The sequence below is a fragment of the Streptomyces sp. NPDC058620 genome (assembly GCF_042717135.1).
Lineage (GTDB): Bacteria > Actinomycetota > Actinomycetes > Streptomycetales > Streptomycetaceae > Streptomyces.
The window spans coordinates 1-15,764 of sequence record NZ_JBHXQO010000003.1; the positions used below are offsets into that span (position 1 = coordinate 1).

General features: G+C 68.5%; 18 protein-coding genes, 1 tRNA gene and 1 pseudogene. 7 read left to right on the top strand and 13 right to left on the bottom strand.

What is annotated here, in order from left to right:
• Positions 1–391 precede the first annotated feature (391 nt).
• Entirely contained in the window at positions 392–1,354 is a 963-nt protein-coding gene (locus ACFWSK_RS04720; protein WP_383781946.1) for an HNH endonuclease, read from the top strand.
• A gap of 43 nt (positions 1,355–1,397) precedes the next feature.
• Positions 1,398–1,481: transfer RNA gene (locus ACFWSK_RS04725), tRNA-Leu, on the top strand.
• A gap of 68 nt (positions 1,482–1,549) precedes the next feature.
• Here ACFWSK_RS04725 and rdgB read toward each other — a convergent pair.
• The 4 genes from rdgB to ACFWSK_RS04745 all read right to left on the bottom strand — a co-directional run bounded on the left by rdgB (position 1,550) and on the right by ACFWSK_RS04745 (position 3,751).
• On the bottom strand, positions 1,550–2,152 hold the full coding sequence (gene rdgB, locus ACFWSK_RS04730; RefSeq protein ID WP_383781949.1) for an RdgB/HAM1 family non-canonical purine NTP pyrophosphatase: 603 nt from the start codon (positions 2,150–2,152) through the stop codon (positions 1,550–1,552).
• Between the two features lie 31 nt (positions 2,153–2,183).
• Entirely contained in the window at positions 2,184–2,579 is a 396-nt protein-coding gene (locus tag ACFWSK_RS04735) for a hypothetical protein (protein ID WP_383781951.1), read from the bottom strand.
• Between the two features lie 103 nt (positions 2,580–2,682).
• A complete protein-coding gene (gene rph / locus ACFWSK_RS04740) occupies positions 2,683–3,420 on the bottom strand; it encodes a ribonuclease PH (protein ID WP_383781953.1) in 738 nt (245 codons plus the stop codon).
• A 97-nt stretch (positions 3,421–3,517) separates the two neighbouring features.
• Complete coding sequence (locus ACFWSK_RS04745) at positions 3,518–3,751, bottom strand: glucose PTS transporter subunit EIIB (RefSeq protein WP_173313430.1); 234 nt, start codon at positions 3,749–3,751, stop codon at positions 3,518–3,520.
• A 220-nt stretch (positions 3,752–3,971) separates the two neighbouring features.
• On the opposite strand from ACFWSK_RS04745, the gene ACFWSK_RS04750 reads away from it, so the two are divergent.
• Together ACFWSK_RS04750 and ACFWSK_RS04755 are read left to right on the top strand one after the other, a co-directional pair.
• Entirely contained in the window at positions 3,972–5,282 is a 1,311-nt protein-coding gene (locus ACFWSK_RS04750; protein ID WP_383781957.1) for a PTS transporter subunit EIIC, read from the top strand.
• A gap of 262 nt (positions 5,283–5,544) precedes the next feature.
• The gene (locus ACFWSK_RS04755) at positions 5,545–6,807 is read left to right on the top strand and encodes a PTS transporter subunit EIIC (RefSeq protein ID WP_383781960.1); all 1,263 of its coding nucleotides are present in this window, start codon (positions 5,545–5,547) and stop codon (positions 6,805–6,807) included.
• A 76-nt stretch (positions 6,808–6,883) separates the two neighbouring features.
• On the opposite strand, the gene ACFWSK_RS04760 is transcribed toward ACFWSK_RS04755, so the two are convergent.
• The gene (locus ACFWSK_RS04760; protein WP_383781963.1) at positions 6,884–7,636 is read right to left on the bottom strand and encodes an MBL fold metallo-hydrolase; all 753 of its coding nucleotides are present in this window, start codon (positions 7,634–7,636) and stop codon (positions 6,884–6,886) included.
• 191 nt (positions 7,637–7,827) lie between these two features.
• Here ACFWSK_RS04760 and ACFWSK_RS04765 point away from each other — a divergent pair, with 191 nt between their 5' ends.
• Complete coding sequence (locus ACFWSK_RS04765; protein ID WP_383781965.1) at positions 7,828–8,289, top strand: type II toxin-antitoxin system PemK/MazF family toxin; 462 nt, start codon at positions 7,828–7,830, stop codon at positions 8,287–8,289.
• 85 nt (positions 8,290–8,374) lie between these two features.
• On the opposite strand, the gene ACFWSK_RS04770 is transcribed toward ACFWSK_RS04765, so the two are convergent.
• The 7 genes from ACFWSK_RS04770 to clpS all read right to left on the bottom strand — a co-directional run bounded on the left by ACFWSK_RS04770 (position 8,375) and on the right by clpS (position 13,248).
• A complete protein-coding gene (locus ACFWSK_RS04770; protein ID WP_383781967.1) occupies positions 8,375–9,325 on the bottom strand; it encodes a PLP-dependent cysteine synthase family protein in 951 nt (316 codons plus the stop codon).
• Entirely contained in the window at positions 9,325–9,603 is a 279-nt protein-coding gene (locus tag ACFWSK_RS04775; protein WP_383781969.1) for a MoaD/ThiS family protein, read from the bottom strand. The genes ACFWSK_RS04770 and ACFWSK_RS04775 overlap by 1 nt, the downstream gene beginning before the upstream one ends.
• Positions 9,604–9,700: 97 nt before the next feature.
• Positions 9,701–9,829 (bottom strand): putative leader peptide, encoded by a 129-nt coding sequence (locus ACFWSK_RS04780; RefSeq protein ID WP_383781972.1) that lies wholly within the window; start codon positions 9,827–9,829, stop codon positions 9,701–9,703.
• 208 nt (positions 9,830–10,037) lie between these two features.
• The gene (locus ACFWSK_RS04785) at positions 10,038–10,460 is read right to left on the bottom strand and encodes a Mov34/MPN/PAD-1 family protein (protein ID WP_383781974.1); all 423 of its coding nucleotides are present in this window, start codon (positions 10,458–10,460) and stop codon (positions 10,038–10,040) included.
• 114 nt (positions 10,461–10,574) lie between these two features.
• Positions 10,575–12,005 carry an amino acid permease gene (locus ACFWSK_RS04790; RefSeq protein ID WP_383781977.1) on the bottom strand — a complete coding sequence of 477 codons (1,431 nt, stop codon included), beginning with the start codon at positions 12,003–12,005 and terminating at the stop codon, positions 10,575–10,577.
• 296 nt (positions 12,006–12,301) lie between these two features.
• Positions 12,302–12,886, bottom strand: a complete 585-nt coding sequence (locus ACFWSK_RS04795; RefSeq protein WP_383781980.1) for a DUF2017 domain-containing protein — start codon at positions 12,884–12,886, stop codon at positions 12,302–12,304.
• A 53-nt stretch (positions 12,887–12,939) separates the two neighbouring features.
• Entirely contained in the window at positions 12,940–13,248 is a 309-nt protein-coding gene (gene clpS / locus ACFWSK_RS04800) for an ATP-dependent Clp protease adapter ClpS (protein WP_383781983.1), read from the bottom strand.
• A gap of 89 nt (positions 13,249–13,337) precedes the next feature.
• Between clpS and ACFWSK_RS04805 the strand changes: the two genes are divergently transcribed.
• Positions 13,338–14,666 carry a nicotinate phosphoribosyltransferase gene (locus tag ACFWSK_RS04805; protein WP_383781986.1) on the top strand — a complete coding sequence of 443 codons (1,329 nt, stop codon included), beginning with the start codon at positions 13,338–13,340 and terminating at the stop codon, positions 14,664–14,666.
• Positions 14,667–14,796: 130 nt separating this feature from the next.
• A pseudogene (locus ACFWSK_RS04810) lies at positions 14,797–15,378 on the top strand (isochorismatase family protein); the annotation flags it as partial.
• Here ACFWSK_RS04810 and ACFWSK_RS04815 read toward each other — a convergent pair.
• Positions 15,266–15,691, bottom strand: coding sequence for a hypothetical protein (locus ACFWSK_RS04815; RefSeq protein ID WP_383782596.1), 426 nt, complete (start codon positions 15,689–15,691; stop codon positions 15,266–15,268). The pseudogene ACFWSK_RS04810 and the gene ACFWSK_RS04815 overlap by 113 nt on opposite strands.
• Positions 15,692–15,764: the final 73 nt, after the last annotated feature.

Consider the following 15,764-nt stretch of genomic DNA (forward strand, 5'->3'; position numbering starts at 1 on the left):
CGGGCCCTCCCCGGACCCCAAGTTGGGACCCGATCTGTACGCGGACGGGCCCGCACCGTTCTCGGTCCCCGAGAAGCGGTGCGGGCCCTTCCGCATCCCATCGCATTCCGGACGTGACCATCCGATTAACGGTTCGTTGCTCCGTACGAGGCCGCAAACGCGCGGCCGGATGCGGAGGGGAACATGCCGGCCAGGTACACCCGCGAGCTGCCCGAAGAGGCAGCCCGCGAGACGACGAACTGCAACGACGCGGTGCGATGGTGCGGAGGCAGCGCCGTAGGCGACACCTCACGAGGCAGCCGTCGAGTAGTGGCACTGAACCGCTCTTCGGTGCTTCCCGGGCGTGGTCGACGTGCCTGACGCATACGACGGGCAGAGGCTGGCGACAGCGGTGGCCGAGTCGACCAACTGGACCGACCTCATGCGACGTCTCGGCCTCAAGAAGAGTGGCGGCCGGCGCCGCGTACTCCAGGAAAAGGTGGCCGGCCTCGGGCTCGACACCAGTCACTTCAAAAAGCGCAGTCCCTGGCGGAAGTACCCGGATGCGTCGATCGCCGCTGCCGCCGCGTCGTCATCGTCGCTGCGCGAGGTCGTCCTCAAGCTGGGTGCGCCGCCCGCAACGGGCACGTTGTCCCACATAGCCCGCCGCATCGCAGCCGCAGGGATCGATGTCAGCCACTTCCCCGGTATGAATCGCCCCCAGCTTGGCCTGCTCTTCACCACCGAGGAACTACAGGCGGCCGCCACCTCCGCCGAAAGCGTTCGCGGGGTGGCGCGGGCACTCGGAGTTCCCGACGACGGCCAGTCACGGGCGGCAGTGGCGTCGATGCTCCGGAGGAGGGGCATCGACACATCCCACTTCCGTAACGCTCGCCTCACGATCCCTGAGGACGCGTTGCGGGCAGCGGTACCAGAGGCCACTAGTTACGCCGAGGTCATGCGCACGCTCAGCCTCGAGGTGAACGACACGAATCACCGACGTGTCCGGCGCAAAGTCCTTCAGCTGAAGCTCGACACGAGCCATTTCAAGCGTCGCTCCTGGGGCGCCGCCCGGGTACACGAACCTCAACCGATCGCGCTGAAAACGCTCGTGGTTATGCCCTCGGGATCCGCGCGCGCAAACCGCCCACGCCTTCACCGAGCGCTACAAGAGATTGGCGTTCCCTACCAGTGCGCATCGTGCGGGAGCACCGGCGAGTGGCTGGGGCAGTCGATCACACTCCAGATTGACCACATCAGTGGCGACTGGCTCGACAATCGGGCTGAAAACCTGCGCTATCCGTGCCCGAATTGCCACGCGCTGACCGAGACATGGTGTCGCAACCGGCGCCGAACCAAGACGGTCGCCGATTGACTCCTTCTGGCGTACGCGCCCTCCCCTTGTAGACTGCCAACGCGCGCGAGTGCTGGAATTGGCAAGACAGGCTGGTTTTAGGTACCAGTGTCCTAGTGGCGTGAGGGTTCGAGTCCCTCCTCGCGCACTTTGCGAACAGGCCCGGTCCATGGCTCACGCCTTGTTGAACCGGGCCTGTGGCGTTCGCAGAAGGTCTCAGCCCACCAGCTCCCGCACCACCGGCACCAGCGCCCGGAACGCCTTGCCCCGGTGGCTGATCGCGTTCTTCTCAGCTGGGGTCAGTTCCGCGCACGTTCGCGTCTCGCCGTCCGGCTGGAGGATCGGGTCGTAGCCGAAGCCGTTCGTGCCGGACGGGGTGGGGCGCAGGGTGCCCAGGAGGCGGCCTTCGACCACGCGTTCCGTGCCGTCGGGGAGGGCCAGGGCTGCCGCGCAGGCGAAGTAAGCGGTGCGGTGGGGGGCGTCGATGTCGGCGAGCTGGGCCAGGAGCAGGTTCAGGTTGGCCCGGTCGTCGCCGTGGGTGCCGGCCCAGCGGGCGGAGAAGATGCCGGGGGCGCCGCCGAGTACGTCGACGCAGAGGCCGGAGTCGTCGGCGATGGCCGGGTGGCCGGTGGCGCGGGCGAGGGCGTGGGCCTTGAGGAGGGCGTTCTCCGCGAAGGTGACGCCGGTTTCCCTGACGTCGGGGATGTCGGGGTACGCGTCCGCGCCGACGAGGTCGTGGGTGAGTCCTGCGTCGGCGAGGATCGCGTGGAGTTCGGTGATCTTCCCGGCGTTGCGGGTGGCGAGGATGAGGCGGGTCATGCGTCGATTATCGCCGGGTGGAGCGGGGTCCCTACGGGGTGCAGACCTTGCCGATCTCGGCGGCGGCGTCGGTGACCGGGGTGATGTCGGGGGTGGCGTCGCCGGATTCGATGGAGCCGCGGACGTTGGTGACTCCGGCCTGGAGGTCGTCGACGGCCTTGCTGAGGTCGGCGTTGTCGGTCTTGTCGCCGAGGTTCTTCAGTTCCCTGTCGATCTCGTCCAGGGCTTCGGACGCCTGCGTCGGGTCGTCGGCGGCGGTGGAGATGGCCTGTTCGAGCTTGCCGACGCTGGTGGCGATCGCGTCGGCGGTCTGGACGCAGTCGAGTGCCTTGTCGAGGGCGCTGCAGCCGACGGCCGTGGTGAGGGTCAGCAGGGTGGCTGTGACGGCGAGTGCGATGCGGTGGTGACGGTGGTGGCGCGTGGCCATGGTGCGGTCCCTCCCCGGGGGGTTGCTACGTGGACGGGCGCACGGTTCGACCCGTGCGCCCGTACTCGTAACGACGCTGTGTGGTGTGTTCTTGGTTGCTTCTTTACTCGCCGAGGGTGCGGGCGAGGGCTTCGAGCTGGATTGCGGTGAGGTCCTCGCAGCCGCCGGTGGCGAGGTCGAGGAGCGCGTTGAGTTCCTTGCGGTCGAAGGGCTCGGCCTCGGCGGTGCCCTGGACCTCGACGAAGCGGCCGTCGCCGGTGCAGACGACGTTCATGTCGGTGTCGGCGCGGACGTCCTCCTCGTAGCAGAGGTCGAGGAGGGGGGTGCCGTCGACGATGCCGACGCTGATGGCGGAGACGGTGCCGGTCAGCGGCTTGCGCCCGGCCTTGATGATCTTCTTCGTCTGGGCCCAGGCGATGGCGTCGGCGAGGGCGACGTAGGCGCCGGTGATGGCGGCCGTGCGGGTGCCGCCGTCGGCCTGGAGGACGTCGCAGTCCAGGACGATGGTGTTCTCGCCGAGTGCCTTGTAGTCGATGACGGCGCGCAGGGAGCGGCCGATGAGCCGGCTGATCTCGTGGGTGCGTCCGCCGATCTTGCCGCGTACGGATTCGCGGTCGCCGCGGGTGTTGGTCGAGCGGGGCAGCATCGAGTACTCGGCGGTGACCCAGCCTTCTCCGCTGCCCTTGCGCCAGCGCGGGACGCCTTCGGTGACGGAGGCGGTGCAGAAGACCTTGGTGTCGCCGAAGGAGATGAGTACCGACCCTTCGGCGTGCTTGCTCCATCCGCGTTCGATGGTGACGGGGCGGAGCTGTTCGGGGGTGCGGCCGTCGATGCGAGACATGGGGGCAGCCTAATGGTCGTACGTGGGCGCACGGGACCGGCCGCCGTTCCCCGGGTGTGGGGGGCGGCGGCCGGTGGGGTGAGCCGGTGTCAGCGGGTCACATCATGTCTTCGATGTCGGCGGCGATGGGGTCGGCGTCGGTGCCGATGACGACCTGGATCGCGGTGCCCATCTTGACGACGCCGTGCGCTCCGGCGGCCTTGAGCGCGGCTTCGTCGACCTTGCTGGCGTCGTGGACCTCGGTGCGGAGGCGGGTGATACACCCTTCGATCTCGTCGATGTTCTCGATGCCGCCGAGCCCGGCGACGATCTTCTCAGCCTTGCTGGCCATGTCCTACTCCCTGGTCTTTGCGTGCTGTGAGCGGCCCACCGTGGGTCCGTTTCGTCACGGTAACGCACGGTTGGCCCAACTTCGCAGGCGCGTTTCCGGCTGATCACGAATGATGACGATCACCGGCGCCCTGTCTTCCGAGCGGGCCCGCACCGTACCGCGACTGGTCTACACCAGTTTGCAACAACCGCCAAACCAGGCGTGTTCCGGGAGGATGCCGATGAGCTCCAGCAGCGCAGCAGTGCCGACGCGGAAGTGGTGGAGCGGCCTCTTCCAGGGGCTGCAGAAGATGGGCCGCAGCCTCCAGTTGCCGATCGCGGTGCTTCCGGCGGCGGGCATCCTCAACCGGCTCGGTCAGCCGGACGTCTTCGGTGACGACGGTCTGGGCTGGACGAACGTCGCCAAGGTGTTCGCGGCGGCGGGCGGCGCGCTGCTCGATTCCGGGCTGGGTCTGCCTCTCCTGTTCTGCGTCGGTGTCGCCATCGGCATGGCGAAGAAGTCGGACGGTTCGACGGCGCTCGCGGCGGTGACCGGCTTCCTCGTCTACTACTCGGTGCTGCACGCGTTCCCGGTGGACTGCGCCCCGGGTTCGACGTTCACGTCGGGCGGCACGTGGTTCGGCACCTGCGTCGACGGAGACGCGACGGTGACGGCGGCCGAGTACCAGAACCCCGGTGTCTTCGGTGGCATCATCATGGGCCTGATGTCGGCCTGGTTCTGGATGCGGTACCACCGGGTCAAATTGGTCGACTGGCTGGGCTTCTTCAACGGACGCCGGCTCGTCCCGATCATCATGGCGTTCGTCGGTCTGGCCTTCGCGTCCCTGTGCGCCTGGGTGTGGCAGCCGATCGGTGACGGGCTGGTCGACTTCTCCGAATGGCTGGTGGACCTGGACTGGCTGGGTTCCGGCATCTTCGGTATCGCCAACCGCGCGCTGCTGGTGTTCGGCCTGCACCAGTTCCTCAACACGTTCGTCTGGTTCCAGTTCGGTGACTACACCAAGCCGGACGGCACCGTCGTGCACGGTGACATCAACCGCTTCCTGGCGGGCGACCCGACGGCCGGTCAGTTCACCACGGGATTCTTCCCGATCATGATGTTCGCGCTGCCGGCGGCGGCGCTGGCGATCTACCACTGCGCGAAGCCGCACCGGCGCAAGGCGGTCGGCGGCCTGATGGTCTCGGTCGGTCTGACGTCGTTCGTGACGGGCATCACCGAGCCGATCGAGTACTCGTTCCTCTTCGTCGCACCCTTGCTGTACGCGATCCACGCGCTGCTCACCGGTGTCTCGATGGCGGTGACGTGGGCGCTCGGGGTGAAGGACGGCTTCAGCTTCTCGGCGGGTCTGATCGACTACGTCATCAACTGGAGTCTGGCGACCAAGCCATGGCTGATCATCCCGATCGGCCTGGCCTTCGCCGTCGTGTACTACGTGATCTTCCGGTTCGCAATCACGAAGTTCGATCTCCAGACCCCTGGGCGTGAGCCCGACGAGGTCGAGGAGGAGATCGAGAAGAATCTCACGAAGTAGGAGGCACCGGGCTTCGCCCGCGTCCTCGTGAAGGCCCCCGGACCGTGCGGTCCGGGGGCCTTCGCCATGTCACTGAGGGTGCTGGGTGCACTACTGCGAATTAAGGGGAATTTGCAGGTTCCTTATCTAACCTTCACCGTGCTAAAACTGGTCTACACCACTGAGTGGTCCAGACCACGCGGCACTGACCCGCCGCGTTCCTTGAGTCGTCGCCCCCCAAGTGCACCTGTCCCTGGCGGCGCCTTGCCTATGGAGGAAGTTGATGAGTACGGCCACCGCTTCGGCGGCCCCCGCGAAGAAGCGGGGCTCCGGCCTGTTCCAGGGCCTGCAGAAGGTGGGACGCAGCCTCCAGCTGCCGATCGCCGTGCTGCCCGCGGCGGGCATCCTGCTCCGCCTCGGCCAGCCCGATGTCTTCGGGGCCGAGGGCCTCGGCTGGGGCAAGGTCGCCACGGTCTTCGCGACCGCCGGTGACGCGGTCTTCGCCAACCTGCCGCTGCTGTTCTGCGTCGGTATCGCCATCGGCTTCGCCAAGAAGGCCGACGGCTCCACCGCACTCGCCGCCCTGGTCGGCTTCCTGGTCTACAAGAACGTGCTGACCGCGTTCCCGACCTCCGACGCCGTCATCAACACGACGGCCAACAAGGGTGTCGACGTCGCGGCGACGTACAACGACCCCAAGGTCTTCGGCGGCATCATCATGGGCCTCCTGGCCGCCGTCATATGGCAGCGCTACCACCGAACCAAGCTGGTGGACTGGCTCGGCTTCTTCAACGGCCGCCGCCTCGTCCCGATCATCATGGCCTTCGTGGGCACCATCATGGGTGTCCTGTTCGGCCTGGTCTGGGAGCCGATCGGCGACCTCATCACCAACTTCGGTGAGTGGATGACCGGTCTGGGCGCCATCGGCGCCGGTGTCTTCGGTGTCGTCAACCGCGGCCTGCTGCCGGTCGGTATGCACCAGTTCGTGAACACGGTGGCCTGGCAGGAGATCGGTTCCTTCAAGGACTCCGCGGGTGGCGTGTGGCACGGCGACCTGCCGCGCTTCTTCCACGGTGACCCCACCGCCGGTCAGTTCATGTCCGGCTTCTTCCCGATCATGATGTTCGCCCTGCCGGCCGCCGCCCTGGCGATCACGCACTGCGCACGCCCCGAGCGCCGCAAGGCCGTCGGCGGCATGATGATGTCCCTCGCGCTGACCTCCTTCGTCACCGGTATCACCGAGCCGATCGAGTTCGCGTTCATGTTCATCGCGCCGCTCCTGTACGTGATCCACGCGGTGCTGACCGCCGTCTCGATGGCCGTCACCTGGGGTCTGGGCGTGCACCACGGCTTCAGCTTCTCCGCCGGTGCGATCGACTACTTCCTGAACTGGAACCTGGCGACCAAGCCCTGGATGATCATCCCGATCGGTCTGGTCTTCGCGGCGATCTACTACGTGGTCTTCCGCTTCGCAATCACCAAGTTCAACCTGACCACCCCGGGCCGCGAGCCCGAGGAAGAGGTCGAGGACCTGACCAAGGCGTAAGCCCGGCCAGGACAGATGTGACGAGGCCCCCACCTTCCCGGCGGAAGGTGGGGGCCTCGTCTGCGTGCCGCAGGCCCTATACCTCGTACACCGCGCCCGGGGCGGCCAGCTCGACCGGGCCGTCGTACGCCTCGCGGGCGTCGGCCACGTTGCGGGCGGCGTCCGTCCACGGCGGGATGTGGGTGAGGACGAGGCGCCCGGCTCCGGCGCGCGCGGCGTGCTCGCCCGCCTCACGGCCATTGAGGTGAAGGTCGGGGATGTCTTCCTTGCCGTCGACGAACGACGCCTCGCACAGGAACAGGTCCGCACCCTCGGCAAGTTCGTCCAGGGCCTCGCAGGGCCCGGTGTCGCCGGAGTACGTGAGGGTCCGGCCGTCGTGCTCGACCCGGATGCCGAAGGTTTCGACCGGGTGGCAGAGCTGCTCCGTACGCACCGAGAAGGGGCCGATCTCGAACGATCCCGACTTGAGCGTGTGGAAGTCGAAGACCTCGCTCATCGCCCGGTCGGACGGGGTGTCGGCGTGGGCCGTGGTCAGGCGCTGTTCGGTGCCGTCGGGGCCGTACACCGGGATGGGGACGGGGCGTCCGCCGTCGTGCCGGTAGTAGCGGACCACGAAGTACGCGCACATGTCGATGCAGTGATCGGCGTGGAGGTGGCTGAGGAAGATCGCGTCGAGGTCGTAGAGACCGACGTGGCGCTGCAGCTCGCCGAGGGCGCCGTTGCCCATGTCGAGGAGCAGCCGGAAGCCGTCGGCCTCTACGAGGTAGCTCGAGCAAGCCGAACCCGCGGACGGGAACGAGCCGGAGCAGCCGACGACGGTGAGCTTCATGGAGCGTGAACCTCCGAGGCGTGGGAACGGGGAGGGTTCGTGCGGTTCCTGCGGTGCGGTGAGCGGTGCGTTGAACGGTTCGTCGAGCGTAAGGCGCGAAACACCTGGTCGCTCCTCCGCGGCCTGCCGTTGTGGGGGAACTCACCTGCTCTGTCACCGGTTCGATGGAAGGCGCCGGTACGGTCGTTCGTATGAACACGTCCTGGTGGGTGGCGCTTGCCGCGGTCGTACTGCTCGCTCTCGTCGTGGCGGTGGTGGGCGGGCGGGGGCGCGGTGGCCGGGGCCGTCCGGGTGGGCGGGCCCGTCCGCCGGGTCGGCCGGCGGGGCCGCGGCGCGGTGCCGGGCGGTTGCCTCGGCCGGGCGAGATCTGGTGGGCGGAGGTGCCGTACGAGGACGGGCCCGGGTCGAAGGACCGGCCGTGTCTCGTTCTGTCGGTACGGGGTGGCACGGCCGTCGTCGCCAAGATCACGAGCAAGCACCATGCGGAGCGGCCGGGGGTGATCGCGCTGGCGCCGGGGACGGTGGGGGATGCGCGGGGGCGGCCGAGCTATCTGGAGCCGGATGAGACGCGGAGTGTGGCGGTGCGGGGGTTCCGGCGGAGGGTGGGCGACGTGGACCCGGGGGTGTGGTCACGGGTGCGCAGGTCGCGGTGAGGCGGGGTGTGGGGCCCTTCCCGGTGTGCTCAAGCGCCGGACGGGCCGGGGTTTCGGTGCCCGCCCGGTGCTTGGTCGGCAGGGGTTATGCCCAGAGCTGGCCGTGGAGTGTTTCGATGGCCGCTTCGGTCGTGGGGGCGGTGTAGACGCCCGTGGACAGGTACTTCCAGCCGCCGTCGGCGACGACGAAGACGATGTCGGCTGTTTCGCCGGCCTTGACGGCCTTGTTTCCGACGCCGATCGCGGCGTGCAGGGCGGCGCCCGTGGAGACGCCCGCGAAGATGCCCTCCTGCTGGAGGAGTTCGCGGGTGCGGGTGACCGCGTCGGCCGAGCCGACCGAGAAGCGGGTGGTGAGGACCGAGGCGTCGTACAGCTCGGGGACGAAGCCCTCGTCGAGGTTGCGCAGGCCGTAGACGAGGTCGTCGTAGCGCGGCTCGGCTGCGACGATCTTGATGCCCTCGACCTGTTCGCGCAGGTAGCGGCCCACGCCCATGAGGGTGCCTGTCGTGCCGAGGCCGGCGACGAAGTGGGTGATGGAGGGGAGGTCCGCGAGGATCTCCGGGCCGGTCGTCGCGTAGTGGGCGCCCGCGTTGTCCGGGTTTCCGTACTGGTAGAGCATGACCCAGTCGGGGTGCTCGGCGGCGAGTTCCTTGGCGACGCGGACGGCGGTGTTGGAGCCGCCGGCGGCCGGGGACGGGATGATCTCGGCGCCCCACATGGTGAGCAGGTCGCGGCGTTCCTGCGAGGTGTTCTCCGGCATGACGCAGACGATGCGGTAGCCCTTGAGCTTGGCCGCCATGGCGAGTGAGATGCCGGTGTTGCCGCTGGTGGGTTCGAGGATCGTGCAGCCGGGGGTGAGGCGGCCGTCCTTCTCCGCCTGTTCGACCATGTGGAGCGCGGGGCGGTCCTTGATCGAGCCGGTGGGGTTGCGGTCCTCCAGTTTGGCCCAGATGCGTACGTCGTCGGACGGGGACAGCCGGGGCAGGCGGACGAGGGGTGTGTTGCCCACGGCCGCCAGCGGGGTGTCGTACCGCATCAGCGCATGCCGCCGGCGACGGCCGGGAGGATGGTGATGCTGTCGCCGTCGCTCAGCTTGGTGTTGATGCCGTCGAGGAAGCGGACGTCTTCGTCGTTGAGGTACACGTTCACGAAGCGGCGGAGTTCGCCAGCGTCGACGATGCGTTCGCGGATGCCGTTGTGACGGCTCTCCAGGTCGGTGAACAGGTCGGCGATGGTCTCCCCGCTGCCGTTGACCGCCTTGGCGCCGTCGGTGTAGGTGCGGAGGATGGTCGGGATGCGGACCTCGATGGCCATGGCGTGGGCTCCTGTCGAATGCGGAGAGGTGGCGTGGGGCGCGCGTTTCTGCCCCCGCGCAGGGGGTGGGGCGGGTGGGTGGCGCTCGGGCCGGGGCTCAGACCGTGCGGCTCACGGGCAGGCTGCGGCCGGGACAGATCGCGCTGGACAGCCTGCACAGGTCGACGTGCAGCCGCGCGACGAGCAGCATGCCCGGCGTCTTGTCGCTCACGTCATGGAGAACCATGCGGTCATCGTATCGATTCCCACCCGGGAAACCCGAGTGTGATCTCGCATGGTGGATGGTATGTGTTCACTGTGTGGACAGCGCGCTCAGGAGCGCAGGTGGGTCCGGCCGGTGAGCCCGGCACGGGAGTGCGGCGGGCCGGCTCCTGACTCCCGTTCCCGGTCCGGGAGATGACTTTTCCGGAGGGGTTCGGGAGCCAGGGGCCGGCTCAGTACGCCTCGACGACCTGGACGTCCTCTTCCGTGACCTCGCCGTCGACGATGCGGTACGAGCGGAACTGGAAGGGGCCCGCCTCGTCGGTGTCCGCGGTGGAGACGAGGACGTAGTGGGCCCCGGGCTCGTTGGCGTAGGTGAGGTCGGTGCGCGAGGGGTATGCCTCGGTCGCGGTGTGCGAGTGGTAGATGATCACGGGCTCTTCGTCGCGGTCGTCCATCTCGCGGTAGAGCTTCAGCAGGTCGCCCGAGTCGAACTCGTAGAACGTGGGCGAGCGAGCGGCGTTGAGCATGGGGATGAAGCGTTCGGCGCGCCCCGTTCCGGCCGGGCCCGCGACCACGCCGCACGCCTCGTCGGGGTGGTCTGCGCGGGAGTGCGCGACGATCTGGTCGTACAGCGCCTGGGTGATGGTCAGCATGGCGTTCAGGATATGCATGTGGGCCCGCACGTACCGGGGAGTGGTACGGGCGGGCCCACATGGTGGACGGGGCCGTTGGGGCGGCCGGGCGTCCGGGAATGCCTCCGGGCGTGGTCAGCGCTTGACGAAGGCGGTGTTCTCGGGGTTGCGGGCCTTGAGCACCAGGTAGGAGACACCGAGGATCAGGGCCCACAGCGGGGCGCAGTACAGGGAGATCCGGGCGTCCTTGTCGACGGCCATCATGACGATGACGAGGCCGATGAAGGCAAGTGCGAACCAGCTGGTGAAGGGTGCGCCGGGCGCCCTGAAGGTGGACTGCGGCAGTTCACCGCGGTCGGCCTTGGCGCGGTAGCGGAGCTGGCAGACCAGGATCATGATCCAGGCCCACATGCCGGAGATGGTCGCGAAGGAGACGACGTAGTTGAACGCGTCGCCCGGCCACTGGTAGTTGATCCAGACGCCGACGAGCATCAGTGCGGCGGAGAAGGAGGTGCCCGCGAGCGGCAGGCCGTTCTTCGTCAGCTTGGTGAACGCCTTGGGGCCCTGGCCGTTGAGTGCCAGGTCGCGGAGCATGCGTCCGGTGGAGTACATGCCGGAGTTGCAGGAGGAGAGCGCCGCGGTGAGGACGACGAAGTTGACGATGGCGGCGCCGACGCCGAGGCCCATCTGTTCGAAGGCGGCGACGAACGGGGAGACGCCCGGCTCGAACGAGCTCCACGGCACCACGGAGAGGATCATGATCAGCGCGCCGACGTAGAAGACGGCGATGCGCCACGGCACGGTGTTGATGGCCTTGGGCAGGACGGTCTTCGGGTCTTTGGACTCGCCCGCGGTGACGCCGACGAGTTCGACGGCGAGGAAGGCGAACATCACGATCTGGAGGGTCATCAGCGTGCCGCCGATGCCTTCGGGGAAGAATCCGCCGTCGTTCCAGAGATTGGCGACGGTCGCGGTGTCCCCTGCGTCGGAGAAGCCGATCGTGAGGACGCCGGCGCAGATCAGGATCATGCCGATGATCGCGGTGACCTTGACCATCGAGAACCAGAATTCGAGCTCACCGAAGAGCTTCACGGAGATCAGGTTGGCGCCGAACAGAATGATCGTGAATACGAGCGCGGACAGCCACTGGGGAATGTCCCACCAGTACGTCATATAGGTGGCGGCTGCGGTGACCTCGGTGATTCCGGTGACGACCCAGAACAGCCAGTAGGTCCAGCCGGTCACGAACCCGAAGAACGGGCCGATGAATTCGCGGGCGTACTCCGAGAATGAGCCCGACACCGGGCGGTACATGAGGAGTTCGCCCAGGGACCGCATGATGAAGAAGATCACCAGGCCCGCGATGGCGTAGGCCAGGATGAGACTGGGCCCCGCCCGGTCGATGGCCTTGCCCGCACCCAGGAAGAGCCCGGTACCGATGGCTCCGCCGATGGCGATCATCTGGATCTGCCGGGCTCCCAGTCCGCGCTGGTATCCCTCGCCCGTTGTTTCGGCATTCGCGGGCTCCTGCCCTGCGTGCCCCTTGTCGACCTGCGCCGATGTCATGGGTGATGCGCCTTTCTCCACGCTGATCCGCGCCTTCGCAGGCTGCGGATCAGGTCCTGATCCCCCCGGATATGGATGGAGTGCCGCCGGCGTTCGGCCGGTGTGTAGCGCCCCCGGGGACAGGGGTGGCGTCCCCGGGTGGTCGTGAAGATTTATCACGTATGCCCCGGGGGGCCGGGAGTCATGGTGTGGCGCACGCCACAGGAAAAAGCGGACAAGCGTTTCCAGGCGCAGCAAAAAAGGCCATTCAGGTGACGCGATCGTTATTCGGATTTGAGCGTCCGTTGAGCGAACACCTACGGCATCAGTGTCTCGACGAGCGTTTCCTGGAGGGCGCCGAGCCAGAGGTAGGCCATCACCATGGGCTTGCGCGGGTCGCTGTCGGGAAGGCGGTAGAGCGAGCCGTCCTCGGCGCCGTCCTCGTCGGAGACCTCCAGGCGGGTGCCGATGGTGAGCCGCAGGTCGTTGAGGGAGCCCAGCCAGTGGTGGCATTCCTCAGCGGTGAGCCTGAGTACGGCGCCGCCGTCCGCGGCGGGCGAGAGCGAGTCCAGGGTCCTGACGACGGCGAGGGCGTCGTCGCGCTTGCGGGTGCGCAGGTCGTTCTCGGTGAAGCGGCGGAATTCGGCGGACGCCTCGCGCAGCTCCTTGTCCTCGTCGCCGTACGCCTCGGGGAAGAGCCGGGCCAGGGCGGGGTCGGACGGCGGTTCGCTGGGGCCCTCGGCGAAGAGTGCGGCGAGGGGGTCCTCGCCCTCGGCGGGTTCGTCACCAGGACCGATCAGTTCCAGCAGTTGGATGGCGAGGGAGCGCAGGATGGCGATCTCGACCTCGTCGAGCGCGACGGCCGCGCCGCCGCCGGGGGTGGCCTCGAAATGGCCGGCCATGGATTCTCCGATGGTGGGGCGGAAGGAGGGGCGGGGCGGGGTCGGCGACGGGGCTAGTTGCGGTCCTGGGTCAGCGTCGCCCAGAGGCCGTAGCCGTGCATGGCCTGGACGTCGCGTTCCATCTCCTCGCGGCTTCCGCTGGAGACGACGGCGCGGCCCTTCTGGTGGACGTCGAGCATCAGCTTGTGGGCCTTGTCCTTGGAGTAGCCGAAGTACGCCTGGAAGACATAGGTCACGTAGCTCATGAGGTTGACCGGGTCGTTGTGCACCAGCGTCAGCCAGGGGACATCGGGCTCGGGGACGACGGAGGTCTCCTCGGCCGATTCGGGACGTTCGATCTCTACGGGGGCAGCAACGCTCACCTACCCCATGCTGCCACCCGAGAGGGCTCATCGCACAAACGGACCCTACATCTCGTCACTTTGACGAAATAGGGGGTAGCATCCGTGTCATGAACTCAGCGGACCTTGGGCGGCGGGTCGGTGTGCCGTCGACCGCACTCTTCACCGACCAGTACGAGCTCACGATGGTGCAGGCCGCACTGAAGGCCGGCACCGCGGACCGGCACTCGGTGTTCGAGGCATTCACCCGGCGGCTTCCCGAGGGGCGGCGGTACGGAGTGGTCGGAGGAACGGGGCGGGTGCTCGACGCGGTGGAGAACTTCCACTTCGACGACGAGATGCTGACCTTCCTCCGCGACCGGAACATCGTCGACGAGCCGACCCTCGAATGGCTGGCCGGCTACCGGTTCAGCGGCGACATCTGGGGTTACCCGGAGGGCGAGGTGTACTTCCCCGGCTCGCCGATCCTGCGGGTCGAGGGCTCCTTCGCGGAGTGCGTGCTGCTGGAGACCGTGATCCTCTCCATCCTCAACCACGACTCGGCGATCGCCGCAGCGGCCTCCCGGATGTCGGCCGCGGCCGGTGGCCGCCGGCTGATCGAGATGGGCGCGCGCCGCACGCACGAACTGTCCGCCGTGGCGTCGGCCCGTGCCGCGTACGTCGGCGGTTTCGACACCACGTCCGACCTGGCCGCGGGCTTCCGGTACAACATTCCGACCGTCGGTACGAGTGCCCACGCCTTCACCCTGCTCCACGACACCGAGCGCGACGCGTTCCAGGCCCAGGTCGACTCCCTCGGCCGGAGCACGACGCTCCTCGTCGACACGTACGACGTGACCGAGGCGGTCCGTACGGCGGTGGAGATCGCCGGCACGGAGCTCGGGGCCGTACGGATCGACTCCGGGGACCTGCTCCTGGTCGCGCACCGGGTGCGGCAGCAGCTGGACGAGCTGGGCGCCACCGAGACGAAGATCGTGGTGACGTCCGACCTGGACGAGTACGCCATCGCCTCGCTCGCCGCGGCTCCGGTCGACGCCTACGGGGTGGGGACGCAACTGGTCACGGGCAGCGGCCACCCCACCTGCTCGATGGTCTACAAGCTGGTCGCCCGGGCGGGTTCCGCCGATCCGGCGGAGCCGCTGCGCCCCGTCGCCAAGAAGTCGCTGGGCGCCAAGTCCTCGGTGGGCGGCCGCAAGTGGGCCGCGCGCCGGCTGGACGAGGACGGAGTGGCCGAGGCCGAGGTGATCGGCACCGGACCGGTTCCGGCCGAACTCGCCGACCGGCAGCTGCTGGTGGAGCTGGTGCGGGGCGGCGAAGTCCTCGCGCGCGAGCCGCTGGAGGCCGCCCGCACCCGGCACATCGCCGCCCGCGGGGGCCTGCCGATGTCGGCGAGCCAGCTGTCGCGCGGCGAGCCGGTGATCCCCACCGAGTACGTCTGAGCACCTCGCACGCCTGAAGCACCGCATCGGTGGCCGGGCGGGCTTGATTGTGGGGCCGGAGTCTCTAGGCTCGAAGACATCCCCACCCGGCCCGACCGTCGCACCTCTCCCCCACCGAAGGACACCCGCCATGCACCGCGCGTTGATCGTCGTGGACGTTCAGAACGACTTCTGCGAGGGCGGCAGCCTCGCGGTGGCGGGAGGCGCCGATGTCGCCGCCGCCATCACCGACCTGATCGGTGAGGCCCAGCCCGGATACCGGCACGTGGTCGCCACCCGGGACCACCACGTCGACCCGGGCGGGCACTTCTCGGACCGGCCCGACTTCGAGGACTCCTGGCCCGCGCACTGCGTCGCCGGTACCGAGGGGGTCGGCTTCCACCCCAATTTCGCCCCCGCCGTCGCCTCGGGCGCCATCGACACCGTCTTCGACAAGGGCGCGTACGCCGCGGCCTACAGCGGCTTCGAGGGCGTCGACGAGAACGGTGTCGGCCTCGCCCAGTGGCTGCGGGAGCGCTCCGTCACCGAGGTCGACGTGGTCGGTATCGCGACCGACCACTGCGTCCGGGCGACGGCACTCGACGCGGCCCGCGAGGGCTTCACCACGCACGTCCTGCTGGAGCTGACCGCCGGCGTCGCCGAGGGGACCACCGAGCGGGCGCTGACGGAACTCCGTACGGCGGGCGTGGAGCTCTCCGGCAAGCCGGTGGTCCGCCCGGTCTCAGCAGGGCGCGGATCGGGTGCCAGAGCTCCTGGCCGGTCTGCGGAGAGGCCCGCCACAGCAGGCCGTCCGGGTGGTGCAGCACGGCCGTGATCTCGTCCGGGGTGGGCGGCTGGGCGTTGCCGCGGAGGTAGACGGCGCGCAGGCCCAGGTTGCGCAGCCGGGTCAGGGCGCGGGCCCGGTTGGCCGCGTGCACCAGGACACGGACCGGCGCCGCCGGGTCCGCCCCCTCCGCGGTGTGGGTCAGGGTGAGTGCGACCACCACCGTGCCGTTCGGCAACCTGCAGAAACCTCCGCCTGCCATGTTCCGCGCTCCCCCGTAAGACGTCATGTCAATAAGGATCTGAACAAGAGGCACCTAAACACGATCGGCCGCC